This is a genomic window from Variovorax sp. WDL1, from assembly GCF_001541225.1.
Classification (GTDB): domain Bacteria; phylum Pseudomonadota; class Gammaproteobacteria; order Burkholderiales; family Burkholderiaceae_C; genus Variovorax.
Map to the genome: position 1 here is coordinate 13056 of NZ_LMTS01000140.1, position 25317 is coordinate 38372.

General features: G+C 69.1%; 21 protein-coding genes and 1 pseudogene. 6 read left to right on the forward strand and 16 right to left on the reverse strand.

What is annotated here, in order from left to right; all coding sequences use genetic code 11:
- Positions 1-200: pseudogene (locus APY03_RS44120) on the forward strand (MarR family transcriptional regulator); the annotation flags it as partial.
- Between the two features lie 30 nt (positions 201-230).
- Here the strand turns inward: APY03_RS44120 and APY03_RS19150 are convergent.
- The gene (locus tag APY03_RS19150; protein WP_068679090.1) at positions 231-1232 is read right to left on the reverse strand and encodes a Bug family tripartite tricarboxylate transporter substrate binding protein; all 1002 of its coding nucleotides are present in this window, start codon (positions 1230-1232) and stop codon (positions 231-233) included.
- Between the two features lie 144 nt (positions 1233-1376).
- On the opposite strand from APY03_RS19150, the gene APY03_RS19155 reads away from it, so the two are divergent.
- A complete protein-coding gene (locus APY03_RS19155) occupies positions 1377-2360 on the forward strand; it encodes a LysR substrate-binding domain-containing protein (RefSeq protein ID WP_068679129.1) in 984 nt (327 codons plus the stop codon).
- Here the strand turns inward: APY03_RS19155 and APY03_RS19160 are convergent.
- From APY03_RS19160 to APY03_RS19170, 3 genes are read right to left on the reverse strand one after another with little or no spacing between them, the layout of a single operon-like run.
- Positions 2343-3458, reverse strand: a complete 1116-nt coding sequence (locus APY03_RS19160) for a mechanosensitive ion channel family protein (RefSeq protein ID WP_068679092.1) — start codon at positions 3456-3458, stop codon at positions 2343-2345. The genes APY03_RS19155 and APY03_RS19160 overlap by 18 nt on opposite strands.
- Positions 3458-5686, reverse strand: coding sequence for an FUSC family protein (locus APY03_RS19165; protein WP_068679094.1), 2229 nt, complete (start codon positions 5684-5686; stop codon positions 3458-3460). Before APY03_RS19165 ends, APY03_RS19160 begins: the two co-directional genes overlap by 1 nt.
- Complete coding sequence (locus APY03_RS19170; RefSeq protein WP_068679096.1) at positions 5686-6714, reverse strand: inositol monophosphatase family protein; 1029 nt, start codon at positions 6712-6714, stop codon at positions 5686-5688. Before APY03_RS19170 ends, APY03_RS19165 begins: the two co-directional genes overlap by 1 nt.
- Before the next feature lie 123 nt (positions 6715-6837).
- Here APY03_RS19170 and APY03_RS19175 point away from each other — a divergent pair, with 123 nt between their 5' ends.
- Together APY03_RS19175 and cysE are read left to right on the forward strand one after the other, a co-directional pair.
- Positions 6838-7602: an RNA methyltransferase gene (locus tag APY03_RS19175; protein ID WP_068679098.1), complete on the forward strand. Its 765-nt coding sequence runs from the start codon at positions 6838-6840 to the stop codon at positions 7600-7602.
- Between the two features lie 36 nt (positions 7603-7638).
- On the forward strand, positions 7639-8412 hold the full coding sequence (cysE, locus tag APY03_RS19180; protein WP_068679100.1) for a serine O-acetyltransferase: 774 nt from the start codon (positions 7639-7641) through the stop codon (positions 8410-8412).
- A gap of 18 nt (positions 8413-8430) precedes the next feature.
- Here cysE and mog read toward each other — a convergent pair whose 3' ends face one another.
- Both mog and yjgA read right to left on the reverse strand, forming a co-directional pair.
- On the reverse strand, positions 8431-9030 hold the full coding sequence (mog, locus tag APY03_RS19185) for a molybdopterin adenylyltransferase (protein ID WP_068679101.1): 600 nt from the start codon (positions 9028-9030) through the stop codon (positions 8431-8433).
- Entirely contained in the window at positions 9027-9683 is a 657-nt protein-coding gene (gene yjgA / locus APY03_RS19190) for a ribosome biogenesis factor YjgA (RefSeq protein ID WP_068679103.1), read from the reverse strand. The genes mog and yjgA overlap by 4 nt, the downstream gene beginning before the upstream one ends.
- A gap of 57 nt (positions 9684-9740) precedes the next feature.
- Between yjgA and pmbA the strand changes: the two genes are divergently transcribed.
- Positions 9741-11111, forward strand: a complete 1371-nt coding sequence (gene pmbA, locus APY03_RS19195) for a metalloprotease PmbA (protein WP_068679105.1) — start codon at positions 9741-9743, stop codon at positions 11109-11111.
- A 46-nt stretch (positions 11112-11157) separates the two neighbouring features.
- On the opposite strand, the gene APY03_RS19200 is transcribed toward pmbA, so the two are convergent.
- From APY03_RS19200 to nirB, 9 genes are all read right to left on the reverse strand, one after another.
- The gene (locus tag APY03_RS19200; RefSeq protein ID WP_068679107.1) at positions 11158-11607 is read right to left on the reverse strand and encodes a GatB/YqeY domain-containing protein; all 450 of its coding nucleotides are present in this window, start codon (positions 11605-11607) and stop codon (positions 11158-11160) included.
- 110 nt (positions 11608-11717) lie between these two features.
- Positions 11718-11930: a 30S ribosomal protein S21 gene (gene rpsU, locus APY03_RS19205; RefSeq protein ID WP_007833691.1), complete on the reverse strand. Its 213-nt coding sequence runs from the start codon at positions 11928-11930 to the stop codon at positions 11718-11720.
- A gap of 98 nt (positions 11931-12028) precedes the next feature.
- The gene (locus tag APY03_RS19210) at positions 12029-13273 is read right to left on the reverse strand and encodes an NAD(P)/FAD-dependent oxidoreductase (protein ID WP_068679109.1); all 1245 of its coding nucleotides are present in this window, start codon (positions 13271-13273) and stop codon (positions 12029-12031) included.
- Positions 13273-14403, reverse strand: a complete 1131-nt coding sequence (locus tag APY03_RS19215) for a sterol desaturase family protein (protein WP_068679111.1) — start codon at positions 14401-14403, stop codon at positions 13273-13275. The genes APY03_RS19210 and APY03_RS19215 overlap by 1 nt, the downstream gene beginning before the upstream one ends.
- A gap of 78 nt (positions 14404-14481) precedes the next feature.
- On the reverse strand, positions 14482-15276 hold the full coding sequence (cobA, locus tag APY03_RS19220; protein WP_068679113.1) for a uroporphyrinogen-III C-methyltransferase: 795 nt from the start codon (positions 15274-15276) through the stop codon (positions 14482-14484).
- Complete coding sequence (gene ybiB / locus APY03_RS19225) at positions 15273-16187, reverse strand: DNA-binding protein YbiB (RefSeq protein WP_068679115.1); 915 nt, start codon at positions 16185-16187, stop codon at positions 15273-15275. Before ybiB ends, cobA begins: the two co-directional genes overlap by 4 nt.
- Before the next feature lie 98 nt (positions 16188-16285).
- Positions 16286-19081: a nitrate reductase gene (locus APY03_RS19230; protein WP_068679117.1), complete on the reverse strand. Its 2796-nt coding sequence runs from the start codon at positions 19079-19081 to the stop codon at positions 16286-16288.
- Between the two features lie 128 nt (positions 19082-19209).
- Entirely contained in the window at positions 19210-19635 is a 426-nt protein-coding gene (gene nirD, locus APY03_RS19235) for a nitrite reductase small subunit NirD (protein ID WP_068679119.1), read from the reverse strand.
- 13 nt (positions 19636-19648) lie between these two features.
- On the reverse strand, positions 19649-22117 hold the full coding sequence (nirB, locus tag APY03_RS19240; RefSeq protein WP_068679121.1) for a nitrite reductase large subunit NirB: 2469 nt from the start codon (positions 22115-22117) through the stop codon (positions 19649-19651).
- A 64-nt stretch (positions 22118-22181) separates the two neighbouring features.
- On the opposite strand from nirB, the gene APY03_RS19245 reads away from it, so the two are divergent.
- Complete coding sequence (locus APY03_RS19245; RefSeq protein WP_068679131.1) at positions 22182-23948, forward strand: bifunctional protein-serine/threonine kinase/phosphatase; 1767 nt, start codon at positions 22182-22184, stop codon at positions 23946-23948.
- A gap of 32 nt (positions 23949-23980) precedes the next feature.
- On the opposite strand, the gene APY03_RS19250 is transcribed toward APY03_RS19245, so the two are convergent.
- On the reverse strand, positions 23981-25258 hold the full coding sequence (locus APY03_RS19250; protein ID WP_068679132.1) for an MFS transporter: 1278 nt from the start codon (positions 25256-25258) through the stop codon (positions 23981-23983).
- Positions 25259-25317: the final 59 nt, after the last annotated feature.

Consider the following 25317-nt stretch of genomic DNA (forward strand, 5'->3'; position numbering starts at 1 on the left):
TTACCGAGCGCGGGCAGGCGGTGTACGACGAGCTCCATCCGCTGGTGGCCCGCATCAACGCCGAACTGCTGGCGACGCTGGATGCCGACCATGCAGCCAGCCTGGACGAGGCCCTGCGCCAGCTGCAGGCGCGCGCCGAGGAGCTCGCTGCCGTGGCGGTGCTGCCCAAGGCCGACCGGCGCCGGCGCGGCACGGGCTGAGGCTGCGGCTCCTGGCAAGGACTGGCCATATCAGTCCAGCTTCATGCCGGTCGCCTTGACGATCCGGCCGTAGCGCTCGCGGCTCGCGTCCAGGTGCTGCTGCGCGGCGGCGCCGGTCTCGCCGAGCGCCACCATGTCGAGGGCGGCGAGCCGCGTCTTGAGCTCCGGCAGCGCCAGGGCAGACTGCAGCGCGCTGCGCAAGGTCTGCATCACGGGCTCGGGGGTCGCGGCCGGGACCATCGCGAGGTAGAGCACCTCGAACTCCAGGTCCTTGAGCCCGAGCTCGCCCACCGCGGCCACCTGCGGCAGCAGCGGCGAGCGCTGGCGCCCCGTCACCGCCAGCGCACGCAGCTTGCCTGCCTGCAGGTGCGGCAGCAGGCCCGGGGTGGCAAGAATGCCGGCCTGCACCTCGCCCGACAGCAGTGCGGTGACGGCCGGCGCATTGCCCCTGTAGGGCACGTGCGTGATCTTCGCGCCGGTCGCGTTCGAGAAGATCTCGGCGGCGATGTGGCCCGGGCTGCCGTTGCCTGCCGAGGCGAATGTGAAGGGCTGCGCCTTGCCCTGGCGGATGAAATCGGGCAGCGTCTTCGCATTCACCGAGGAAGCAACGCCGAAGGCGAGGCCCGAGGAACTGAAGATCATCAGCGGCTTCAGGTCCTTCGCGGCGAAGGGCATCGAGGCGTAGAGGTGCGGATTGATGGTGAAGGTGGTGTCGATCGACAGCAGCACCGTGTAGCCATCGGCAGGGCTCTTGGCCACCACGTCCGCACCGATGTTGCCGCCCGCGCCGGGGCGGTTGTCGACGACGAAGGGCTGCTTCAGGTCTTTCTGCAATGCGTCGGCCAGCGCGCGACCGAGGATGTCGAGAGGACCGCCGGCCGGGAAGTTGGTGATGAGCTTCACGGGCTTGGCGGGGTAGGCCGTGTCGGCCTGGGCGGGCGGGCCTGCGAGCCCGAGCCCGAGCGCCAGTGCGGCGCAGGTGGCCACGAGGCCGAGGCGGCGCATCGCGCCGAAGGAAGCAGGGCGGGTCATGTGTTTGTCTCCGTTGTGGGGGCGCAAGCGGCAAGGGCGCCACAGGGAGACTCTAGGAGCGCGTTCGTTCCGGCACAACTGAAAGCTGTTCTGCCTGGTATTCCTGCTGGTTATATTTCGCGGGAACATCGTCGAGGGATGCGCATGCCAGCTATAAACTTTGCTCGTCTCAAGCTGCGGCATCTGCAGTGCCTTGTAGTGGTCGCCCAGGAGCGCAACCTGGTGCGCGCTGCCAGGGCGCTGGCGCTCACGCAGCCCGCGGTCTCCAAGACCATCGCGGAGCTCGAGGACATCGTCGGCCGCCGGCTGCTGCTGCGCAGGCGACGCGGCGTCGAGCTGACGCCGGCAGCCGATGTGCTGGTGCGACACGCCGTGGTGGCGCTGCGCGGGTTGCGCGAGGGCCTGGGCCTGGCGCTGGACCAGCCGGAGCTCGACCAGCTGCACGTGGCGGTCGGCGCCTTGCCGAACATGGCGGCCCATCTGCTGCCGGCGGCCATCGCGGCGCTGCACGCGAAGGCGCCTGCACTGCGCGTGCGCGTGGTCAGCGGCACCAACGCCCAGCTCATGACGCAGCTGCGCCAGGGCGAGATCGACCTGGTGCTGGGCCGCCTGGCGCAGGCTTCGGCGATGGCGGATCTGGCCTTCGAACACCTGTACAGCGAGCCGCTGCTGCTGGTCGCGCGACCGGGCCATTCGCTCGCTTCGCTGCGGCATCCCGAGCTCGACGCGCTGGCGGCGTACCCGCTCGTGGTGCCGGTGTCGGGCACGCTGATCCGTCACACCGCCGATGCCTTCCTGGTCGCACGGGGCCTGGCCCCGCCGCGCTGCCTGGTGGAGGCGACCGACACCAGCTTTGCCGTCGGCCTGCTGCAGTGCTCCGACGCGGTGTGGTTTGCACCGCAGGGCGCCGTCGATGGGTTTCTTGCACGCGGCGAGCTGCGCCGGCTGGCCATCGACACTGCGAGCACCGAAGGCCCGGTGGGGCTCACCGTGCGGCGCGGCAGCGAACAGGGTGAGGGCGCCCGGCTGTTGATCGAATCGATCCACGAGGTGGTGCTGCAGCGCGCCCAGGTGCTCGCCGCCGCAGCTCGCCCCGGGCGGGCGCGCCGCTCAGCCCCGACTGGCTAAGGAGGGCCGGGCGTTGGAAGGGGCTGCCGCTTCCGCTTCAGTTTGCGGTTGCGGTTGCGGATCGCCCTCGACGCGCAGCCTGGGCAGGAACTGCGGGTATTCGCGCTGCATGAACTCGATGAGCCCCTCGCGCACCGTGCAGCGCAGGTCGAAGGCCAGGGACGAGGAGGCAGCGGTGCACAGCACGCGGATCTGCATCGTCCGCTCGGTGACGTCGGTCATGCGCAGGTTGAAGAAGCGGCCGTCCCACTCGGGCGCCGACTTCACGATCCGCTCGACCTCCTCGCGCAGCGGCGCCAGCGGCATGCCGTAGTCGGCGTAGATGAAGACCGAGCCCAGCAATTGAGCGCTGCTGCGCGTCCAGTTCTGGAAGGGCTTTTCGATGAAGTAGGACAGCGGCAGGATCAGCCGCCGGTCGTCCCAGATGCGCAGGACGACGAAGGTGCCGGTGATCTCCTCCACACGGCCCCATTCGCCCTCGACCACCAGCACGTCGTCGATGCGGATCGGCTGCGCCAGCGCGATCTGCAGCCCGGCGATCAGGTTGGTGAAGACCGGCTTGGCGGCCAGGCCGGCCACGATGCCGATCACGCCGGCGGAGGCCAGCAGGCTGGCGCCGACCTGGCGCGCGCCCGGGAATGTCATGAGCATCAGCGAGGCGCCTGCCACCAGCAGCACGGTGCCGGCGGTGCGCGCCAGCACGCGGGTCTGGGTCAGCACGCGTCGCGCCTGGAGGTTGTCTTCCACGTCGTGAGGGTGCTTGGCCAGGATGCCGTCGGCGATGCCGTTGACGGCACGGATGGCAAGCCAGGTCGCCGCCGCGATGAACAGGAGTCCATTGACGTGCCGCACGTTGTTGATGAAGGCCAGGTCCTCCGGCGCAGCCTGCCACACCATCTGAAGTGCTATCAGCGGAAGGACGATGCGTGCCGGGCCCTGGATGTTGAGGAGCAGCGCGTGAACCACGGGCGCGTGGCGGGTCAGCCGCAACAGCACCATGCCGCCGATGCGGTGGACGAGCAGTGCGAGCGGAATGGCGATCAGCGCGGCAAGCGAAGGCGCGAACCATGGATGGGCGAGGAGGATGTCCTTGGTCATCAGGCAGTCTTGAGTCTCTCGTTGGTGGAGGTTTGAAGAATGCGCGCTGCGTCGTCGCGCAGCTGCGCCGAGATGCCGATCGCCATGTCGAGCCGGCGCAGCAGCCAGGGGCTGACATCGTTCTCGAAGGGATCGGGCAGGGGGATGGGCTCGGCCACCGTGGTGGCGGCAGCGCTCTCGGGCATCACCGGGCCGGTCGTGGGCGTGCTGCCGATGTTGGCCGCAATACGCTCGGCAGCGCGCTGCAGCGGCCCCTCGATCTCCGCGGGGGTGAGGCGGTCGCGCCGCAGCACCAGCATGGATTTCACCGCGCTGAGCTGGGCCAGCAGCTGGTAGCTGTGCGCCTGCAGGTGCTCCAGCGGTTCCAGCGGGGGACGCACCGCGCGCGGCTCCGACAGCGAGCGCTGCGTGGCCTGCACCAGCGCCGAGAGGCTGTCGTAGGCCTCGCGGCGCGCCAGGCGCCAGTCGAGTTCGGCGCTGGTCTGCACCGCGCGCAGCTGGCCCAGGCCGAGCGCGAGCCGCGCATGGCGCGCCTGCGCCGTGAGCGTGCGCGCGACCAGCGAGGGGATCTGGCTGCGCTCCCACGAGGGCAGCACGTAGCAGAAGGCCCAGGCCAGGCCGGCGCCGATCAGCGTATCCGCCACGCGCTCGAAGAGGGCGAAGGTCGGGCTCATGCCCACGTTGAGCGCGTGCGCCTGCAACAGCCCCAGGACGGTAGCCGCTACCGAGGTGACCAGGTAGCGCCGCACCGCGAACCCGTGCGCGATGGCCTGTGCGGCGGTCATTGCGATGAGCGAGCCCAATGCGGAGGGATGGGCGGACAGCACCGCCACCGCAAAGACGCAGCCCAGCAACGTACCGGCCACGCGGCTGTTGCGCCGCTCCAGCGTCTGCGAGAGGCTGCCGCGCAGCACCACCACGATCGTCAGCAGGATCCAGTAGTCGTGCGAGCCCCAGGGCAGCATGACCGCGATGGCGTAGCCGACGGCGACAGCGAGCGCCGCGCGGATCGCATGGCGAAGCGGCGGCGCGTCCCAATGCCACAGCGCGAGGAAGGGGCGCAGCGACCAGTCGGTAGGGCTCACGAACATGTGCCAGTTCGCGCGCACGATGGCCAGGTCGGGCTCGCAGTCGCCGCGCGCGAGGCTCACGAGGTGCAGCACTTCGTCGTTGATGTGGCCGATGCGGTTGGCGAGGCCACGCGCGAGCATCGCAGGCGTCGGCCCGGCGGTGGCCGGCCGCGCCGCGTCGCCTTCGAGGTGGATGGCTGCGAGCTTGGGCCGGCGGTCGGGCACGGCGTCGGGCTGGCGGCCGAGCAGCAAGGCGTCGGCCAGCGCAACCGTCTCGCCGGCCAGCTCGTCGAGGATGCGCTGCATCTCGCACAGCGCCGCTGCATGGCCGGGGCGCGCCTTGAGCGCGTCGAGGTCGAGTTCGCTGGCCAGCAGCATGTCGCGCAGTTCGAGGACCGTGACCAGCATCCCTGCGAGCTGCTGCCGGCGCGGCGTGCCGGGCGATTCGAGCACGATGTCGCGCGTCGCCTGCAACTGGTCGGCCAGCGCCGCCTGCGCGCGCAGCAACTGGCCCAGCAGCGGCACGGGCACCTCGCGCACGTCGCCGGATTCGTCCCGGGGCGTGAACTGGCGGGCCTCGGTGCGCATCAGCGCGGCGAGCGAGAAGAGCAGGTCGGCCATTGCCTGCACCCGGTATCGGCCGTTGAGCAGGTGGTTCGCGAGCAGCGCGTAGATCACGTAGAGCCCGGCGCCCAGGCCGAAGTGCATCGTGCGTTCGACAATCTCGGGCATGCCGGGGGGTGCCGGCGTGGCCATCGAGAAGATCATCGAGAACATGATCGCGATGGCGATCGGGATGCCGCGCTTGCCCCAGGCCATCGCCACGAAGGCCAGGAAGGTCGCAGGCACCAGCAGAAGGCCGAGCCGCAAGGGGGCCGAATGCAGCAGCTGCACGCAGAAGAAGAGCGGCAGGCCGACCAGCGGCGAGGGCACCATCTGCCAGAACTTGCCGCGACGCGGGCCGGGCAGGTCGGGCGGCGCTGTCACGATCACGCCCACCCCGGCTGCAGCGGCGGCGGCGCTGCCCAGCACCAGGTGGACGCCGCCCGAGATCAGCAGCAGCCCGAAGGCGACCGACAAGCCGTTGGTGACGTAGTGGGAGAGTGCCACGCGCAGTGCGGCGCGGCCTCGTTCGGTGGCGGCGCGCTGCGCCTGCATCACTCGGCGGTGTCGTCGCCCGCGGCCGGCGCGACCGGGTTTTCTTCACGGCGCAGGCGGGTGAGCTTGCGCGGCGACGGGGTGGCGGCGGGTTGCGCATCCACTGCTGCTCCAGGGCCGGTCGATGCGCCCGGCACGGTGCTTCGCGCGTAGATGCTGCCGGCGGAGGGATCGACCTCGCGCACGCGCTCGCTGGCGGCGAACTTGTCGTCCACGCTCGCGAACTTCGAGTACTTGGCCAGGAGCGGCACCAGCTGGCCGTAGATCCGCGGCGCGCCGGCGAGGCATTCGCGCTGCTCGAGGAAGTCGGGCTCCCCGGTGAAGTTGCCGATCAGCCCGCCGGCCTCGGTGACCAGCAGCGATCCGGCCGCCACGTCCCAGATGTTGAGGCCGGTCTCGAAGAAGGCGTCGCTGAAGCCGGCTGCGACGTAGGCCAGGTCCAGCGCCGCCGAGCCCGGACGACGCAGCCCGGCGGCACGCGGCATCAGGTCGGCCATGATGGCCAGGTACTGCTTGCAGTTGTCGCCGGTGCGGAAGGGGAAGCCGGTCGAGATCAGGCACTCGTTCAGCCGGGTGCGCTTGCTCACGCGGATGCGGCGCTCGTTCATGAAGGCGCCGCGCCCGCGGGTGGCAGTGAAGAGATCGTTGCGGGTGGGGTCGTAGATGACGGCCTGATCGACCTTGCCCTTGATCGCGAGCGCGATCGAGACGCAGTAGACCGGGAAGCCATGGATGAAGTTGGTGGTGCCGTCCAGCGGATCGATGATCCACACGTAGTCGGAATCGCGGGCGCCGTGCTCGGTGCCCGATTCCTCGGCCAGGATGCCGTGTCCCGGATAGGCGCCGAGCAGCGTGTCGATGACCGCCCGCTCGCTCGCGTGATCGACTTCGGTGACGAAGTCGTTGACCTGCTTCTGTGAGACGCGCACCGCTTCGATGTCGAGCGCGGCGCGATTGATGATGGCGCCGGCGGCGCGGGCGGCCTTGACGGCCACGTTGAGCATGGGGTGCAGGTTGGGAGACGACATCGGATTGTGGGAAGAACGGCGGGCGGGGCCCTGGGGAGGCGGCCCGGCGATGCAGGCGGCGAGAATCGTGGATTTTACCGGGTCGGGCCAGGCGTTCGGCCCCGCTCCCTTCCGGCCTTCCCCATGCGCACCCGCTTCATCCTGATCCAGACCAGCCATGCCGGCAATGTCGGCGCTGCCGCCCGCGCCATGAAGACCATGGGCTTCGACGAGCTCGTGCTGGTGGCGCCGCGCTGGGCCAACGTGCTGCGGCGGGAGGAAACCATCCAGCGCGCCAGCGGGGCGCTCGACGTGCTGGAGCAGGCCCGCATCGTCGATACGCTGGAGGAGGCGCTCGATGGCGTCACCCACCTCTGCGCCACCGCGATGGTGCCGCGCGACTTCGGTCCGCCGACGCGCACGCCGCGCGAGCACCTGGTGCCCCTGGCCCAGGGGGAAGCACAGCACGTGGCCTTCCTGTTCGGCTCGGAGCGCTTCGGCATGCGCAACGAGGACGTGTACCGCTGCCATGTGGCGCTCACCATTCCCACCGACCCGGCCTTCGGCTCGCTGAACCTGGGCGCGGCGATCCAGGTGATCGCCTACGAATGGCGGCTGGCGCAGGGCGGCTTCGGGGTGCGCGAGGCCGCCGTGCCGCCCCGGGCGGCCGACGCACGGGCGCTGGCCGGCATGCTGGAGCACTGGGAGCACTCGCTGGTGCAGATCGGCTTCCTCGATCCCGAGGCGCCGAAGAAGCTGATGCCGCGGCTGCAGCAGCTCTTCAACCGTGCTCAGCCGACACCGGAAGAGATCCACATCCTGCGCGGTATCGCCAAGGCCATGGCCGATGCGGCAGCGGGCGGCAGCTACAAGACCCCATCGCCCGCGCGCGATGACCCGAGCCCTTAGACTGCGCAGCCCATATCGTCATGACAAGAACATCCCATGTTCTCGCGACTGCGCTCTGATATCCAGTGCATCCTCGACCGCGATCCGGCGGCGCGTTCGCGCTGGGAAGTGCTGACCCTCTATCCCGGCCTGCATGCCCTGGTGCTGCATCGCATGGCGCACTGGTGCTGGGGCCACGGCCTGAAGTGGGTGGGACGCTTCGTTTCATACGTATCGCGCTGGCTCACCGGTATCGAGATCCATCCGGCTGCGGTCATCGGCGATCGCGTGTTCTTCGACCACGCGATGGGCGTGGTGGTCGGCGAGACGGCCGAGATCGGCGACGGCTGCACGATCTACCAGGGCGTGACCCTGGGCGGCACCTCGCTCTACAAGGGGACGAAGCGGCATCCGACGCTGGGCAAGGACGTGGTCGTGAGCGCCGGTGCGAAGGTGCTGGGTGGCTTCGTGGTGGGCGATGGCGCCAAGATCGGAAGCAATGCGGTGGTGATCAAGCCCGTGCCTGCAGGTGCGACCGCGGTCGGGATCCCGGCGCGCATCATTGCGGCCAAGACGGCAAGCGGAGGCGCATCGACAGGGAGCGCGAGGAAGTTCGAGGCCTATGGGATCACGCAGGAAGACGATCCGCTGTCGCTGGCCATGCGTAGCCTGATCGACAACGCGTCCAGCCAGGATCACCAGATCGCGCTGCTGTGGCAGGCGATCGAGACGCTGTCGGCGCAGCCCGGCAAGAAGGATTGCGTGCCCGGGGATGCCGCGACGAAGGAATGCTTCGAGGCGCAGCGCCTGACCGAACTGGTCGGCAAGTGAGGCTCTTTCTCTGCTCCCTCAGGGAGTCGGAGGCCGGATCGCCGACTTGGGCCTGAAGGCCTTGCAGACCGCCTCGTCCGTTTCCAGGTAGGGTCCGCCGATCAGGTCGATGCAATACGGCACCGCTGCGAAGATGCCCGGCACCATTTGCGTGCCATCGGGGGCTTTCAGGCCTTCCAGCGTCTCAGCGATGGATTTCGGCTGCCCCGGCAGGTTGATGATCAAGCTCCTGTCGCGGATCACCGCCACCTGCCGCGACAGGATGGCGGTCGGCACGAAGCGCAGGCTGATCTGGCGCATCTGTTCGCCGAAGCCAGGCATTTCCTTGTGGGCGACGGCCAGCGTGGCCTCGGGCGTCACGTCGCGCAGGGCCGGGCCGGTGCCGCCGGTGGTCAGCACCAATGAGCAGCCGGCGTCGACCAGTTCGATCAGCGCCGCGCTGATGGCGGCTTGTTCGTCGGGGATGAGCCGCGGCGCGAAATCGATGGGGTTGCGCAGGGCGCGCTGCAACCATTCCTGCAGTGCGGGCAGGCCCTTGTCCTCGTACACGCCGCTCGACGCACGATCGCTGATCGAGACGATGCCGATGCGCACCGGGTCGCAAGCATTGCTGGTCATGCGTCTTCCTCGCGCGCCTGCGCGGCGGCTTCGGCCGCATGGTCTGCGGTGCCATGGAATTCGAGCTGTGCGCGCAGCAGCTGGAACAGCTCGCGATAGGCCTTGCCCTGACGCGGCGCCTCGCCGGGCGGGCCTTCCTTGAGATCCTTGCGTGCCTGGCGCACCAGCGCGCGCAGCTGCTGGGCATCGGTGCCGGGATGGGTTTCGATCCAACCGCCGAGGGCGTCGTCGTCGGCGATCAGCCGGTTGCGCCAGCGCTCGGCGTCGTGGAGGACCGCGGCTTCCTGCGCCGGACCGCGGTTCTGCTCGTCGAGCGCCGCGCGGATGGCATCGAGCGTGGCGGCGTCGAGGCCGCGCATCAGCTTGCCGATGAACTGCATCTGGCGGCGCTTGCCCTCGAAATTGGTGATGCGCTTGGCTTCGACGATGGCGTCGCGCAGCTTGTCCTCGAGTTCCAGCTTGTCCAGCAGGCCGGCACGCAGGCCCAGCAGGGCCTCGCCCAGCGTCTGCAGTTCGGCGCTCTCGCGCTTGAGGTCGGTCTTGCTCGCCGCGTCGGTGCCTTTGAGCTCGCGCTTGAGCTCGAGGTCGAGTTCGCTGCCTTCGGCGACAAAGGTGCCGCGGACGAAGTAGCCTTTCTTGGGTTTGCGGGGCATGGAGGCAATCGTAGTCCGCTCCGTCGAAGACGGAGGCGCAAGTATCATAGCCGCCACATGAGCACCTCTTCCTCGCGCGCCGACTCCGGCTTCGCCTACAGCCGCCCCTTCTTCGAAAACCTGGTCGACTCGGCCCTGGCGCATGCCAGGAAGCTCGGCGCCACCGACGCCGGCGCGGAGGCGTCCGAGGGCTGCGGCCTCAGCGTCTCAGTGCGCAAGGGCGAGCTCGAGAACGTCGAGCGCAACCGCGACAAGTCGCTGGGCGTCACGGTCTACGTCGGGCACCGCCGCGGCAATGCCAGCACCTCCGATTTTTCCGAGGCGGCCATCGCCCAGACCGTGCAGGCCGCCTACGACATCGCCCGATTCACTGCCGAGGACCCGGTCAGCGGCCTGCCGGACGAGGCCGATATCGCAACCGAGCAGCCCGACCTGGACCTGTTCCATCCCTGGGACGTCAGCAGCGAACAGGCTGCTGCGCTGGCCCTGGAATGCGAGGCCGCGGCCCTGTCGACCGACAGGCGCATCACCAACAGCGAGGGCGCCGGCGTCTCGGCGCAGCAGAGCCACTTCTTCAGCGCGCACACCCGCGGCTTCCGCGGTGGCTATGCGAGCTCGCGCCATTCGATCTCCGTGGCGCCGATCGCAGGCAAGGGTGACGACATGCAGCGCGACGCCTGGTACAGCTCGATGCGTTCCGCCGAGGAGCTCGCGAGCCCCAAGGCCGTCGGGCGCTATGCCGCCGAGCGGGCGCTGAGCCGCCTGAAGTCGCGCAAGATCAAGACCACCGAATGCCCGGTGCTGTTCGAGTCGCCGCTGGCCGCGGGTCTGCTGGGTGGGCTGGTGCAGGCCACCAGCGGCGGCGCGCTCTACCGCAAGAGCAGCTTCCTGCTCGACTCGCTGGGCAAGCCGGTGCTGCCTTCGCACATCGACGTGCTGGAAGACCCGCACATCCCGCGCGGCAAAGGCAGCTCGGCCTTCGACGACGAGGGCGTGGCCACCCGCAAGCGCAAGGTGGTCGACGGCGGCCGGCTCGAAGGCTACTTCCTGAGCACCTATTCCGCGCGCAAGCTGGGCATGAAGACCACCGGCAATGCCGGCGGCTCGCACAACCTCACGCTGAGCTCGCGCCAGACGAAGAAGGGCGACGACCTCGACGCGATGCTCGAGAAGCTGGGCACCGGCCTGTTCGTGATCGAGCTGATGGGGCAGGGCGTCAACTACGTGACGGGTGACTACTCGCGCGGTGCGAGCGGCTTCTGGGTGGAGAACGGGAAGATCGCCTATCCGGTGCAGGAGATCACCATCGCGGGCAACCTCAAGACCATGTTGATGGGCATCGAGGCGGTCGGCGCCGATGCCTACAACTACGGAGCCAAGACGACCGGCTCGGTCCTGGTCAACCGCATGAAGGTGGCCGGGAGCTAAGACAGCGCCGAGCGCACCTTCTTCAGGACCTGTTGCGCCGGCATGCTCAGCCGCCCGAGAGCGCGCTCTTGACGGCGGCGCTGACCAGGCCCATGTCGGCCTTGCCGTCCAGCCGGGTCTTGACGGCGCCCATCACCTTGCCCATGTCGCCGGGTCCCTTGGCGCCCAGTTCGGCAATGATGGCCTTGACCTCGGTCGCGATCTCCTCTGCGCCCATGCGCTGCGGCAGGTAGACCTCCAGCACCTTGATCTCGGCGGCCTCCTTGTCGGCCAGATCGGTGCGGCCGCCCTGGGTAAAGGCGGCGACCGAGTCCTTGCGCTGCTTCACCAGCTTGTCGACGATGGCGACGACCATCGCGTCGTCCAGTTCGATACGCTCGTCGACTTCCTTTTGCTTCAGAGCCGCCAGCAGCAGGCGGATGGTTCCCAGGCGCTCCGAGTCCTTGGCGCGCATGGCGGTCTTCATGTCTTCGGTGATCTGGTCCTTGAGGCTCATGGCTTTGCTTTCGGAAGGGCGGAAATGACAAGAGCCGCGGCAGGTTTTCCCTGGCGCGGCTCGGTGGCTCGACGGCGTCGGTACGAGTCCGACGCGGTGGGGGTGCCAGCTCAGTACAGCTTCTTGGGGAGCTGCATGCTGCGCACGCGCTTGTAGTGGCGCTTGACCGCGGCGGCCTTCTTGCGCTTGCGCTCGGCGGTCGGCTTCTCGTAGAACTCGCGGGCGCGCAGGTCGGTCAGCAGGCCGAGCTTTTCGATGGTGCGCTTGAAGCGGCGAAGCGCGACGTCGAAAGGCTCGTTTTCTTTAACGCGGATAGTGGTCATTTAAAAATCGGTTGCTTGATTTTTGGCTAGGGGAAGATCGGGCCCCGGGCCGGGTTTCCTCAACACGAAAGGGGTAGGCCGTTGAGGGGTGGCCAAAGTTAGCCGCGCATTATAGCGTGATCGCAGCGTGCCGCCAGTGCCTGCGCGCAGGCATACGCGCTGGCCCAGGCCCACTGGAAGTTGTAGCCCCCCAGCCAGCCGGTCACATCCACCACCTCGCCGATGAAATACAGGCCGGGCTGCTTCGATTCCATCGTTTGCGAGGACAGGTCCCGCGTATCGACGCCGCCGGCCGTGACTTCCGCCTTCTTGTAGCCCTCGGTCCCGCTGGGCGTGATCTGCCAGCGCGCGATGCGCTCGGCCAGCGCCGCCAGCGCCCGGTCTGCCGCCTCGTTGATCGGACGCTGCAGCGCGGCGTCCTGCCCCACCCAGGCGTCGGCGAGCCGGGCCGGCACCAGGCCGGCGAGTTCGTTGGCGATGCGCTTGCGCGAACGCTGCTTGGCCTCGGCCAGCGCGGCCTGCATGTCCACGCCGGGCGCGAAGTCGATGTCGAGCGGCGCGCCGGGTTGCCAGTAGCTGGAGATCTGCAGCACTGCCGGGCCGGAGAGGCCGCGATGGGTGAACAGCAGGTCCTCGAGGAATACCGCTCGCGCCTTCCTGCTGCCGGTCGCGATCTGCACGGGCAGCGCGAGGCCGGCCAGGTCGGCGTAGGGTGCCCAGGCCTCGCCGCCGAAGGTCAGGGGCACCAGCGCAGGGCGGGGCGGGACCACGCGCAGGCCGAACTGCGCCGCCAGCCGGTAGCCGAAGTCGGTCGCCCCGATCTGCGGAATCGACAGGCCGCCGGTCGCCACCACCAGCCGGGGCGCGCGTACCTCCCCCCGGCTGGTCTGCAGGCCATAGCCCTCGTCCGGCGCAAAGGCGATCTCCCCGACGCTGCAAGGCTGCCAGTGCGTCACGCCGCCGGCCGCGCATTCCGCCAGCAGCATGTCGATGATCTGCTGCGAGGACCCGTCGCAGAAGAGCTGTCCCTTGTGCTTCTCGTGGAAGGCGATGCCGTGGCGCTGGACCAGGTCGATGAACTGCTGCGGCGTGTAGCGCGACAGCGCCGACCGGCAGAAATTCGGGTTCTCGCCGATGAAGTGGCGCTGCGGCGCGCGCACATCCAGGTCGCGATTGGTGAAGTTGGCCCGGCCGCCACCCGAGATGCGGATCTTCTCGGCGATGCGTTCGGCATGATCGATCAGCAGCACCTTCAGTCCGCGCTGGCCCGCCAGCCCCGCGCAGAACAGGCCGGCCGCGCCGGCACCGATGACGATGGCGTCGAAGGCGCTCGATGTCCCCATCAGCCCTTCCACGAGAACGGAAACTTCAGCTGCCTGAAGAAGCCGTTGGGCACATAGTCGCCCACCACCCCGTAGCGCTCGGGCCAGAGCCGGGTGCTTTTCACCGCGGTGCCGAAGAGGTAGTCGAGAAAGGCGTAGTGCGCCGCGTAGTTCTTGTCGATCGCCTCGTCGTCCTGGCTGTGGTGCCAATGGTGGAAGTTGGGGGTGACGATCACATAGCGCAACGGCCCGAGGCGCACGCTCACGTTGGCATGGTTGAACACGGCCTGGAAGCCCACTACCACGATGTAGGCGTCGATCACTTCCTTGCTGAACCCCAACACGTAGATCGGCGCCAGCACCAGCGTGCGGGTGATCAGCAGCTCCACGATGTGCTGGCGCGAGCCGGCCAGCCAGTCCATGCTCTTCACGCTGTGGTGTACCGCGTGGAGGCGCCACAGCAGCGGCACCTCGTGGTAGGCACGGTGCGTCCAGTACTGCACCAGGTCGGCCACCAGGATGATCAGCAGCAGCCCGGCCCAGAAGGGCAGCCCCGCGATCCAGCCGCGGATGCCCTCGTTGGCGGCCCAGCCGAAGAGCTTGTGCACCAGCAGGTTGGTGGCCAGCAGCACGAAGCCCACGATCATGTGATTGACCACGAAGTGGTGGAAGTCGGTCTGCCACTCGGCGCGGAACACCGGCTGCTCCTTGCGGTGGGCGAACAGCTTCTCGATGAAGATGAAGATCAGCGAGGAGCCCAGCAGGTCGAGGATGAACCAGTCCAGGCCGATGTACGGCGTGTTGTCCGCGAAGTCGTTGACCGGCACCTTGTGCCCGCCCAGCAGCGCCGCGGCCGCCACCAGCAGGAAGGCGAAGGCCGAGAGCCAGCGCGAGCGATTGAAGATGATGTTGACCAGCGCCAGCCCGCCGGCGACGACCATGGCTGCGAGCAGCACCATGCGCATCACGTCGACGTCGTAGCTGCGGCGCAGCTCGGGCGTGCTCAGGTATTGCGGAAAGTGGAAGACCAGCACGCCCAGGAAGCAGAGGATGCCCAGCGAGAGCGCGATGGTGCCGGTGACCAGGCCGCGGCCGCGCTGCAGTTCGCCGTGGCTCTCGACGAATTCGTTGAGTTTCTCGAGTTCCAGCATGCCATCTCCGCCCGTTGTTCTTCAGGCCGGAGATTTTAGAGTCGTGGCCTGGTTATGCCGACTGGCCGAACGGCTGGGTCAGGTGCCGAAGCGCGTGGCCGGCAAGCCCGCAGCCGCCAGGCCGCGCAGCACGTCGCCCACCACGATCACGGCCGGGCTGCCCAGCCCGGCGGCCGCGAGGTCCACGGGCAGGCGTCCCAACGTGGTCGCCACATGGCGTTGCTGCGGGAGGCTGGCGTGCTGGATGACCGCCACCGGCGTGTCGCCCGCCAATCCGTACAAGAGCTCATGCTGGATGTGTGCCACCCCGGTCACGCCCATGTAGATGACGAGCGTGAGGCGCGCGTCGCGCGCCGTTGCGGCAAGTTGGCGCCAGTCAGTAGGGTGCTCATGGGCCGCATGCCCGGTCTTGGCATGGCCGGTCACGAAGACCACCCCCTGCGCATGATCGCGGTGCGTGAGGGGCACGCCCAGCGCGGTGACCGCGGCCAGACCGGCGGTGATGCCGTTGACGACCCGCACCTCGATGCCTTCCTCGCGCAGGTGCTCCACTTCCTCGCCGCCACGGCCGAAGATGAAGGGGTCGCCGCCCTTGAGGCGCACCACGGTCTCGCCCTCGCGCACCGCGGTGATCATCAGCCGCTCGATGAAGGCCTGCGGCGTGCTCTTGCAGCCGCCGCGCTTGCCCACGTGGACGATGCGCGCGCCGGGCCGTGCGTAGCTGGCCAGGATGTCGTCGCTCACCAGGTCGTCGACGAGCAGCACCGTGGCGGCCTGGATCGCCTTGACGGCCTTGATGGTCAGCAGCTCGGGGTCGCCCGGGCCGGCCCCGACCAGCGTGCAGCTGCCTTGGGAGAAGGAAAGATGGCTCATGTGTGCTCCATGCCTCGGGTCAGTTGCAGGACTTGTTGCACCTGCTGGGTGATGGCCGCCGGCGCTGGCGTGGTGCCGTCCAGGACGCGGCGCGTGTAGTCGGCCGTGGTCTGGACATCGATTTCCGCCGGCAGGCCCGGGATCTCGGACTGCGTACCGGGCTGCTGCGCCTGCAGCGAGATGCGGCGTCCCCGCACGAATCCGTCGACCTGCGCAGTGCGTCGCGGGTCGGCCACGCTCTCGCCCTCGAGGCCGCGCGAGAGCAGCGCGTTCATGCCCAGCAGTTCGAAGGTGGCGGCCATCGATTCCGCATAGGCCGGGTGGGTGTAGCTGCCGACCACCACGCAATCGCCTTCGCATGGCTGCATCAGCTTGACCACGCTGTGGCCAGGATTGCGCAGGCCTACCACGCGGCGCACGTCGAGCAGGCGCTTGAGGCCTGCGCTGAGCAGCCCGGTCGGCGCGAACACCACCTCGCCGTCGGCGATCGGCCACACGCGCTCGAGCGGCTGCACGCCCAGGGCCGCGAGCACGCTGGAGGCCAGCACCCGCGCGGATTCGGTTGCCGCGCCGTGCACCAGCACGGGCAGCCCTTCGCGCGCCAGCAGCAGCGCGAGCAGGGGCGTGAGCACGGGCAGCCGGCGTGCGCCGTTGTAGCTGGGCAGCACCACCAGCGGCCGGCCCGTGGCCGGGAAGCGGGCGAGCCGGGCGTGCGTCGCATCGAGAAAGCCCGCCATCTCCTCGGGCGTCTCGCCCTTGATGCGCATGGCCAGGCAAAAGGCGCCGACCTCCAGGTCGGTCACGCTGCCATCGAGCACCTGCCCGAAGAGGTCGCAGGCCTGATCCCGGGTGAGCGGCTTCGCGCCGCGCGCGCCGCGGCCGATTTCCTTGATGTAGTGGCTGATTCCCATGGGTGCGCGAATTGTCCTGCAAGCCTTATGCCGCACGGCGCGGTCGCTTATGCCCCGGCGTGCAGCAGGGACGAGGAGTGCGCCGTGCATCGAGGGCCTCATGAGGCGCTCGCCAATGCGGGGCTCGCCCGCGCCATGCGCTTGAGCTCGGGCAGGCAGGAGCCGCAGTTGGTGCCGCACTTCAGCGTGGCCTGCAGCGCGCCGAGGCGCTCGCCGTCCGAACCGGGGGTGTTCGCCAGCCCTTCCTCGATGGCGGTCTGCGTGATGCCGAAGCAGCTGCAAATGATCTTGCCCCGCGCAGCAACGCCGGCTGGGGCCGTTGCGCCCGGCTTCAGCAATTGGCGACCGTAGGCCTGGGCGGGCAGCCGGTCCTGGAGGATCGCCTTGATCCAGGCCTCGGCTCGCGTGTCGCCGGCCAGCAGGAAGGCTTCGAGGCGCGCGTCCTCGCCATCGCGCACCAGCCGCGCCGCCCGCCGCTGTCCGTGCTTCCTGTCGGCATAGCGCAGGCTGTCGGCGCCGTCGAGCGCGAGCAGCGCCTCGATGCGGGCCAGCAGCTCGTCGGGAGGCGCTTCGTACGCGGCGGCGCGCAACAGCACCCCGGTGCGTTCCGGTCCGTCGCCCTGCAAGGCACCGCCGGCGCCGAAGGGCACGCAGCTCGCGAAGGCGAAGGAGGGCATCAGCGCGCGCAAGGCCTCCTGGACCCGCAGGGCCGCGTCCACGGGCAGCCAGCCCACCGCCAGCAGGGACCAGGGCAGCTCCGCCTTGAGGATCTTCACGGCCGCGTGCTTGAGCTCGGGCTGCTTCGAATCGGGGCAGAAGGCCGATGTGGTGAGTGCGTTGACCCCGGCCAGTCGGTCCCCGGTGCTGGAACACCCGCTGAGGTATTCGCCGCCCCAGTGCATGGCGATGAAGGCCTGGCTGAGGCCCATGTCCGTGCTGCCGGCCACGGGCAGCACGATCGAGCCGCGCCGCGAGGTGACGTGCACGAGCTCGCCTTCGCGCAGCTGCCGGCGCGCCATGTCCTGCGGGTGCATCTGGACCGAGGGCTCGGGAACGTGGCCGAACAGCCGCCCCAGGGTGCCGGTGCGGCTCATGCCGTGCCACTGGTCGCGCAGGCGGCCGGTGGTGAGGGAGAACGGATGGCGCGCATCGCGCGGCTCGGCCACCGGCTTGTAGGCGACATCGGCGAAGCGCGCGCGGCCGTCGGGCGTGGGGAATACGCCGTCCTCGTACAGGCGCGCGCGGGCGGTGGATTCGCCTTCGCGCAGCGGCCACTGCCGTGGCGCCGCGTCCAGCATCGCGTAGCTCATGCCGGTGATGTCGAGATCGCGGCCACGGGTGCTTTCGCGATGCTCGTTCCACACCGACTCGGCGTCGGCATACGGAAAGAGCGTATCCGTGCGCCCGAGCCGCGCTTCGAGCCGGCGCGCGAAGTCGGTGGCAATCACCCAGTCGTCGCGCGTCTCGCCGGGGCGCGCCACGGCATTGCGCACGCGCGAGATGCGGCGCTCGCTGTTGGTGACGGTGCCGTCCTTCTCGCCCCAGGTGGTGGCCGGCAGCAGCAGGTCGGCGTAGTCGCAGGTGGCGGTGGTCGAGAAGGCCTCCTGCACGACGACGAACTCGCAGCGCTCGAGGGCGCGCCGGACGGTGGCCTGGTCCGGCATGGATTGCGCAGGGTTGGTGCAGGCGATCCAGAGTGCGCGGATCTCGCCGTCGGCCGCGGCCTGGAACATCTCGACCGCCGTCTTGCCGGGCTTCTCCGGGACCGACGGCACGCCCCACAGCGCGGCCACCTCAGCCCGGTGCGCGGGGTTCGCCAGATCGCGGTGTGCCGACAACAGGTTGGCGAGCCCGCCCACTTCGCGCCCGCCCATCGCGTTCGGCTGGCCGGTCAGCGAGAAGGGGCCGGCCCCCGGCTTGCCGATCTGGCCGGTCGCGAGATGCAGGTTGATCAGCGCCGCATTCTTGGCGGTGCCCGAGCTGGACTGGTTGAGGCCCTGGCAGTAGAGGCTCAGCGTCGCAGCCGAGGTGGCGAAGAGGCGCGCCGCCTCCAGCAAATCCTCCTTTGAGATGCCGCACACCTGTGCCACGCGCTCCGGCGTGCAGTCGCGCACCGTGCGCTTGAGTTCGTCGAAGCCGCTCGTGTGGGCCGCGATGTAGGCCGCATCGGTCCAGCCTTCCCACAGCATCAGGTGCAGCATGCCGTGGAAGAGCATCACGTCGGTACCGGGCTGCAGCGCCAGGTGCAGGTCGGCGATCTCGCAGGTGTCGGTGCGGCGCGGGTCGGCCACGATGATCCTCATCGCCGGGTTGGCTGCCTTCGCATCCTCGATGCGGCGGAACAGGATCGGATGCGCCCAGGCCGTGTTGCTGCCGGTGATGAAGAGGCACTGCGCGTGCTGGAAGTCGTCGTAGCATGCCGGCGGCGCGTCGGCGCCCAGCGTTTTCTTGTAGCCGGCCACCGCGCTGCTCATGCACAGGCGCGAGTTGGTGTCGATGTTGTTGGTGCCGATCAGGCCCTTGGCCAGCTTGTTGAAGACGTAGTAGTCCTCGGTGAGCAACTGGCCGGAGACGTAGAAGCCCACGGCGTCAGGGCCGTGTTCGCCAATGACCTGGGCGAACTTGTCGACCGCCGTGTCGAGGGCCGCATCCCAGCCGATGGTTTGCGGCGCTGCCCCGCGCTGGACACGGCGCATGGGCTGCAGAAGGCGCGTCTGCATCGTGACCGCCGTGCTGGCGGTGAGATGCAGGGTCGAGCCCTTTGTGCACAGCCGGCCGCGGTTGGCAGGATGCTCCGGATCGCCGCGCACGCCGGTGATCTGCGCGCCATCGGACTCGATGACCAAGCCGCAGCCCACCCCGCAGTACGGGCAGGTGGATCGTGTTTCAGTCATGGCAATCGATGTACAGGCTGCGGCGTTCACATGCACCGCAAAGCGGAACGCCGAAGGCGTGTCCGCAGCCCACCCCGCAGTACGGGCAGGTGGAGCGGGTTTCTTTCATAGCGGTATGCCTTCCGCGCCTACACGCCGTGGGGTGCCTGCACGTCGAAGCTCTCGTCGCCCAGCTTGCCGGCCGTCGCAGCGCCGGGGCCGGCGCGAGGCGGGGCCAGGTCGAGCGCCAGCGTCGCCAGTTCGTGTGCGTCCAGCATGACCTGCTCGCCTTCGACCTTGCACGCGAAGCGTGGCGTGCAGCCGTCGTCCGGCGCCTTGGCGCACCCGTCGTCGAGCCCGATCGCCCAGTTGTGCAGCGGACAGGCCACGCTGGTGCCGAACACGATCCCCTGCGACAGCGGACCGCCCTTGTGCGGGCAGCGGTCGAGCAGTGCGAACACCTGGTTCTCGGCATTGCGGAACACGGCGACGTCGATGCCCTCGCTTCGGGCCACGCGGCGGGCGCCCAGCACGGGTATGTCGTCGACGCGGCAGATGGCTTTCCATTCACTCATGGTCGTGGTCCTTTCAGGCGGTTTGGCCAACGTTGTCCACCACCGCCACGGGCATGAACTGCCGCACGTCGACCGATGCCTGGCTGGACTCGAACCACGGATCGGGCTCGCCGTCGAGCGCGAACTGCAGCCGCTCCCACAGGGCCTGGCGGCCCTCCGCGTCCTCGACGATGCGCTTCTTCACGTAGTCGAGGCCCACGCGCCCGATGTAGTGCACCGTTCGCTCGAGGTACCAGCCCTCCTCGCGGTAGAGCTGCAGGAAGGCGCCCGCGTACGCCATCACCTCTTCCGACGTCTTGAGCTTGACCAGGAACTGCGCCACCTCGGTCTTGATGCCCCCGTTGCCGCCCACGTAGATCTCCCATCCCGAATCGACACCGATCACGCCCACGTCCTTGATGCCGGCTTCGGCGCAGTTGCGCGGGCAGCCCGAGACGGCGAGCTTGACCTTGTGCGGCGCGTACATGGCCCACAGGGCGCGCTCGAGGTCCTTGCCCATCTGGGTCGAGTCCTGGGTGCCGAAGCGGCACCACTCGCTGCCCACGCAGGTCTTCACCGTGCGCAGCGACTTGGCGTACGCGAAGCCCGAGGGCATGCCGATGTCCTTCCACACGTTGGCCAGGTCTTCCTTCTTCACGCCCAGCAGGTCGATGCGCTGGCCGCCGGTGACCTTGACGGTCGGGATCCGGTACTTGTCGGCCGCATCCGCGATGCGCCGCAGCTCGTCGGGCGTGGTGTGGCCGCCCCACATGCGCGGGATCACCGAGTACGTGCCGTCCTTCTGGATGTTGGCGTGGCTGCGCTCGTTGATGAAGCGGCTCTGCGGGTCGTCCTTCGCCTCCTTGGGCCAGGTCGAGATCAGGTAGTAGTTGACCGCCGGCCGGCAACTCGAGCATCCGTTGGGCGTGCGCCAGCCCAGGCCGCGGTAGACCTCGGCGTGGGTGAGCCAGTGCTCCTTGCGGATGGCTTCGCGCACGTCCTGGTGGCTGGCGTCTGTGCAGCCGCAGACGGCCTTCTTCTTCGGTGCGGCCGAGTAGTCGCCGCCGGCGGTGAACATCAGGATCTGCTCGACCAGCCCCGTGCACGATCCGCAGGAGGCGCTCGCCTTGGTGTGCTTCTTGACCTCTTCCAGCGTGAACAGGCCCTTGTCCTTGATCGCCTTGCAGATGGTGCCCTTGTTGACACCGTTGCAGCCGCAGACCTCAGCGTCGTCCGGCATGCTGGCTGCCTTGCTGTGGCCTTCGTGCCCGGTATCGCCGATGTTCGACTCGCCGAACATCAGCTTGTCGCGGATGTCGTTCACGCTGCGGCCGTCGCGCAGCAGCTTGAAGTACCAGCTGCCGTCCACCGTGTCGCCGTACAGGCAGGCGCCGACCAGCTTGTCTTCCTTGATCACGAGCTTCTTGTAGACGCCGCCGAAGGGGTCGCTCATCACGATCTCCTCGCAGCCCTCGCCGCCCATGAAGTTGCCGGCGGAGAAGAGATCGATGCCGGTCACCTTGAGCTTGGTGGAGGTGAGTGAGCCCGAGTAGCGCCCGATGCCGAAGTGCGCCAGGTGGTTGGCCGCCACCTTCGCCTGCTCGAACAGCGGCGCGACCAGCCCGTAGGCGATGCCGCGATGGGCCGCGCATTCGCCGACCGAGTAGATGCGCGCATCGGTCACCGTCTGCATGGTGTCGTTGACGACGATGCCGCGGTCGCAGTGCAGGCGCATCTTCTGCGCGAGCTCGACGTTGGGACGGATGCCCACCGCCATCACCACCAGGTCGGCCGCGGCTTCGGTGCCGTCCTTGAAGCGGATCGCCTTGACGCGGCCGCTCTTGCCGTCATCGCTGTCGCCGACCAGCTCCTGCGTCTGCGCGCCGATGAGGAACTTCAGCCCGCGGTCCTCCAGCGACTTCTGCAGCAGCTTGCCTGCCACGTCGTCGAGCTGGCGCTCCATCAGCCACGGCATCACGTGCACCACCGTCACGTTCATGCCGCGCAGCATCAGGCCGTTGGCGGCCTCCAGGCCCAGCAGGCCGCCGCCGATGACGACCGCGTTCTTGTGCGTCCTGGCGGTCTCGATCATGTAGCCGGTGTCGGCGATGTCGCGGTAGGCGATCACGCCCTTCAGGTCCTTGCCGGGCACCGGCAGCATGAAGGGGTTGGAGCCGGTGCACATCAGCAGCCGGTCGTACTCGGCCTCGGTGCCGTCCTCGGCGCGCACGATGCGCTTGACGCGGTCGATCTCGATCACCTTCTTGCCGGCATGCAGGGTGATGTTGTTCTCGGCGTACCACTCCCAGCTGTTGAGGATGATCTCGTCCACCGTCTGCTCTCCGGCCAGCACCGGCGACAGCAGGATGCGGTTGTAGTTGGGATGCGGCTCGGCGCCGAAGACGGTGATGTCGTAGAGCTCCGGCTCGATCCTGAGCAGCTCCTCGATGGTGCGCACGCCGGCCATGCCGTTGCCGACCATCACGAGTTTCATCTTCTTCATGGGGTGGACCTTTCTCGACTCAAGCAAAGTGGGGGCCCGCGGCTTGCGCGGACAATCGCGCGCCATGAGCTTCGAGGTGGAAATCGGCTACAGCAGCCATCGCGGGCCGCGCCCGCAGAACGAGGACTTCGCCGGCGCGGTGCATGCGCCGCGCGGCGAGGAGTCGCGCGGGCTGATCGCGGCCATTGCCGACGGCGTCTCTTCCGGCGGCCACGGGCTCGAGGCGGCGCAGACCACCGTGATCGGCCTGCTCGGCGACTACTTCGCCACGCCCGATACCTGGGAGCCGACCGCGGCCATGGACCGCCTGATCGCCGCCCAGAACGCCTGGCTGGCCGATCACAACCGGCGCCGCCGCCAGGACAGCGCCATGACCACGCTGACCGCGCTGGCCCTGCACGGGCAGAGCTACACGCTGGCCCACGTGGGCGACACGCGCGCCTGGCGCGTGCGCAAGGGCGAGGGCGCGGCCACGCCGCTGACCGTCGACCATGCGCTGGACCATCCCGACCTGCGCAGCCGCCTGACGCGCGCCGTGGGCCTGGACGACTACGTTCGCGTCGATTACCTGCAGGGCGAGCTGCGCGTGGGCGACTGCTTCGTGCTCAGCACCGATGGTGTGCACGGCGTGCTCAAGCCGGCGCGCGTGGCCGAGCTCGCGCTCGCCACCGGCGCGCAGCAGGCGAGCGATGCGCTGGTTGATGCGGCCATTGCGGCCGGGACGCGCGACAACGCGACCGCATTGGTGATCCGCGTGCTGGGCCTGGATGCGCGCCAGCTGCACGACGAGCTGGGCGATGCACGCCGGCTCGCGCCGCCCCCGGCACTGAAGGTGGGCGACGTGCTGGACGGCTACGCGATCACCGCGTTGGTGGCCGACACCGGCGTGCACCGGCTCTACCAGGCGCGCCATCTGCAAAGCCGCGCGCTGGTGGCGCTCAAGACCTTGCACCCCTCGCGAGCCAGCGACCCCGAAGAACGCGCCATGCTGGCGCACGAGGCCTGGCTGGGACTGCGTGTGGGCGCCGCCCGGCCGCCCGAAGGCGCCCGCACCGCAGCCGAAGGCGAAGGTGGTCCCATGAACGCTCGTGGCGAGCGCGGCTTCGTGCGCGTACACGAGCGCGCCGCGGACGCCAGCGCGCTCTACACCGTTTTCGACTGGCACGGCGGCCGCACCATCGAGCAGATGCTCCAGGCCGGCACGCGGCCGGCAGTTGCAGAGGTGGTCGCGGCAGCGGTCCAGATCTGCAAGGCGCTGGGCCGGCTCCACCGCCACGGCGTGGTGCACCGGGACATCAAGCCCGGCAACCTGCACCTGGGCGACGACGGCTGCTGGCGCATCCTCGACCTGGGCGTGGCGCTCTCGGGCCGCGAGGGGGCGGCGCAGCGCGAGCTGCATGCGGGTACGCCCAGCTTCATGAATCCCGAGCAATGGGAGGGCGCTGCGCCCGACGCCGGCAGCGACCTGTTCGCGCTCGGCGTGGTGCTCTACCAGTGGCTGGGGGGGCGTCTGCCTTACGGCGAAATCGAGCCCTACCAGTCCGCGCGCTACCGGCGCGACCCGGTCGCCGTGTCGCGCATCAGGCCCGACGTGCCGGTCTGGCTCGACCACCTGGTGCGCAAGGCGGTGGCCCGCGATCCGAACCAGCGCTTCGAGACCGCCGAGGAAATGCTGCTGGCGCTGGAGCGCGGCGCCGCGCGTCCGGTCGGCGCACCGGCCGCCACGCCGCTCGTGCGCCGTGATCCCGCCGTGCTGTGGAAGATCGCGCTGGCCGCGTCGCTGCTGTTCAACGCGCTGCTCGTCTATTGGCTGCTGTTCCTGCCGCGCTGAGCGGGGGAGGGAAGCTGCATGGCGCATCGTCGTTACCGTCCGGCGCTGCGGCGCAACGGGCGAACCGGCCGGTCGGCCTCGTGGTCCGCGGTGTTCGGGCTGGTGCGCGCGCGGCCGCCTTTTTCTGCCCAGGTCCGCGTCCAGCGGATCTGCATGACCCGCATCACGCCGAGCATCACCACGGCCAGCGCCGCGAACAGCACGAAGCCCCAGGTGTAGCTGCCGAGGTACTGCTTCGACAGGCCCATTGCATTGGGCACCAGTCCGCCGCCCAGGGCGCCGATCTCGCCGATCATCGAGCCGGCCACCGCCGTGGTGGTGGGCCAGCGCAGCGGAACCAGCTGGAACAGCGCGCCGTTGCCCGCGCCCAGGGCCGCGAAGCAGACGATCAGCAGCAGCGTGGTCAGCACCAGCGAGCTCGAGGTGAAGCCGATCAGCGCCAGCGTGACGGCCGACACCACCAGCACCAGCGTCAGCGTGTTGACTCCGCCCCAGCGGTCGGAAATCCAGCCGCCCATCACGCGCACCGCCGCGCCCATGAAGGCCGCCAGCATCGTCAGCTGGCCCGCCTGCACCTTGCTCACGCCGAACTGGTCGTAGTAGTAGGAGGGCAGGAAAGTGGTGAGGCCGATGAAGCCTCCGAAGGTGATGCCGTAGATCAGGCTGAAGGCCCAGCCATCCTTCTCGAACAGGCAGGCCACGTGCTCGCGCAGGCTGGCGTGGCTGTCGACGTCCGGCGGCTCCTGCGCGAACAGCACCATCACCGCCATCGGAATGAGGATGGCTACCGCCGCCACGCCGTAGACGGCCTGCCAGCCCAGCCATTGCGCCAGCGGCGGCGCGACCAGCACCGACAGCGCCGTGCCCACGTTGCCGGCGCCCACCAGGCCCATGGCGAGGCCCTTGTTCTGCGGCGGAAAGGAGCCCGAGCCCAGCGACAGCGCCACGCCGAAGCTGGCGCCGGCGATGCCCAGCAGCACGCCCATGGCCAGCAGGTCGTTGAAGCTGTGCACCATGAAGAAGCCGAACAGCATCGCCACCGCGATCAGCCCCATCTCCACCAGCGTCGCGTTCTTGCGGCCGATGTACTGGGACAGGATGCCGAGCGGAAAGCGCATGAGTGCGCCGGCGATGATCGGGATCGACAGCATCAGCCCCTTCTGCGCGGCGTTCAGCTGGAAGCTCTCGCTGATGAACGGGGCCATCGCGCCGTTCAGCACCCAGATGCAGCACGAGAACATGAAGTAGAAGAAGGCCGCGAAGAGGGTGGGGGCGTGCCCGGAGCGCAGGAAGGACTTGAAGCTGGTCATGGCGGTGGCAATGCGAAAAGCATCCGCACGGCCGTGGCGCGGCCGCGTGATGGGCAATG

Bases quoted from the DNA above. Each gene is read 5' to 3' on its own strand.
- APY03_RS19150 (WP_068679090.1), bottom strand. From the start codon at position 1,232: ATGACCCGCCCTGCTTCCTTCGGCGCGATGCGCCGCCTCGGCCTCGTG.
- APY03_RS19155 (WP_068679129.1), top strand. From the start codon at position 1,377: ATGCCAGCTATAAACTTTGCTCGTCTCAAGCTGCGGCATCTGCAGTGC.
- APY03_RS19160 (WP_068679092.1), bottom strand. From the start codon at position 3,458: ATGACCAAGGACATCCTCCTCGCCCATCCATGGTTCGCGCCTTCGCTT.
- APY03_RS19165 (WP_068679094.1), bottom strand. From the start codon at position 5,686: ATGCAGGCGCAGCGCGCCGCCACCGAACGAGGCCGCGCCGCACTGCGC.
- APY03_RS19170 (WP_068679096.1), bottom strand. From the start codon at position 6,714: ATGTCGTCTCCCAACCTGCACCCCATGCTCAACGTGGCCGTCAAGGCC.
- APY03_RS19175 (WP_068679098.1), top strand. From the start codon at position 6,838: ATGCGCACCCGCTTCATCCTGATCCAGACCAGCCATGCCGGCAATGTC.
- cysE (WP_068679100.1), top strand. From the start codon at position 7,639: ATGTTCTCGCGACTGCGCTCTGATATCCAGTGCATCCTCGACCGCGAT.
- mog (WP_068679101.1), bottom strand. From the start codon at position 9,030: ATGACCAGCAATGCTTGCGACCCGGTGCGCATCGGCATCGTCTCGATC.
- yjgA (WP_068679103.1), bottom strand. From the start codon at position 9,683: ATGCCCCGCAAACCCAAGAAAGGCTACTTCGTCCGCGGCACCTTTGTC.
- pmbA (WP_068679105.1), top strand. From the start codon at position 9,741: ATGAGCACCTCTTCCTCGCGCGCCGACTCCGGCTTCGCCTACAGCCGC.
- APY03_RS19200 (WP_068679107.1), bottom strand. From the start codon at position 11,607: ATGAGCCTCAAGGACCAGATCACCGAAGACATGAAGACCGCCATGCGC.
- rpsU (WP_007833691.1), bottom strand. From the start codon at position 11,930: ATGACCACTATCCGCGTTAAAGAAAACGAGCCTTTCGACGTCGCGCTT.
- APY03_RS19210 (WP_068679109.1), bottom strand. From the start codon at position 13,273: ATGGGGACATCGAGCGCCTTCGACGCCATCGTCATCGGTGCCGGCGCG.
- APY03_RS19215 (WP_068679111.1), bottom strand. From the start codon at position 14,403: ATGCTGGAACTCGAGAAACTCAACGAATTCGTCGAGAGCCACGGCGAA.
- cobA (WP_068679113.1), bottom strand. From the start codon at position 15,276: ATGAGCCATCTTTCCTTCTCCCAAGGCAGCTGCACGCTGGTCGGGGCC.
- ybiB (WP_068679115.1), bottom strand. From the start codon at position 16,187: ATGGGAATCAGCCACTACATCAAGGAAATCGGCCGCGGCGCGCGCGGC.
- APY03_RS19230 (WP_068679117.1), bottom strand. From the start codon at position 19,081: ATGACTGAAACACGATCCACCTGCCCGTACTGCGGGGTGGGCTGCGGC.
- nirD (WP_068679119.1), bottom strand. From the start codon at position 19,635: ATGAGTGAATGGAAAGCCATCTGCCGCGTCGACGACATACCCGTGCTG.
- nirB (WP_068679121.1), bottom strand. From the start codon at position 22,117: ATGAAGAAGATGAAACTCGTGATGGTCGGCAACGGCATGGCCGGCGTG.
- APY03_RS19245 (WP_068679131.1), top strand. From the start codon at position 22,182: ATGAGCTTCGAGGTGGAAATCGGCTACAGCAGCCATCGCGGGCCGCGC.
- APY03_RS19250 (WP_068679132.1), bottom strand. From the start codon at position 25,258: ATGACCAGCTTCAAGTCCTTCCTGCGCTCCGGGCACGCCCCCACCCTC.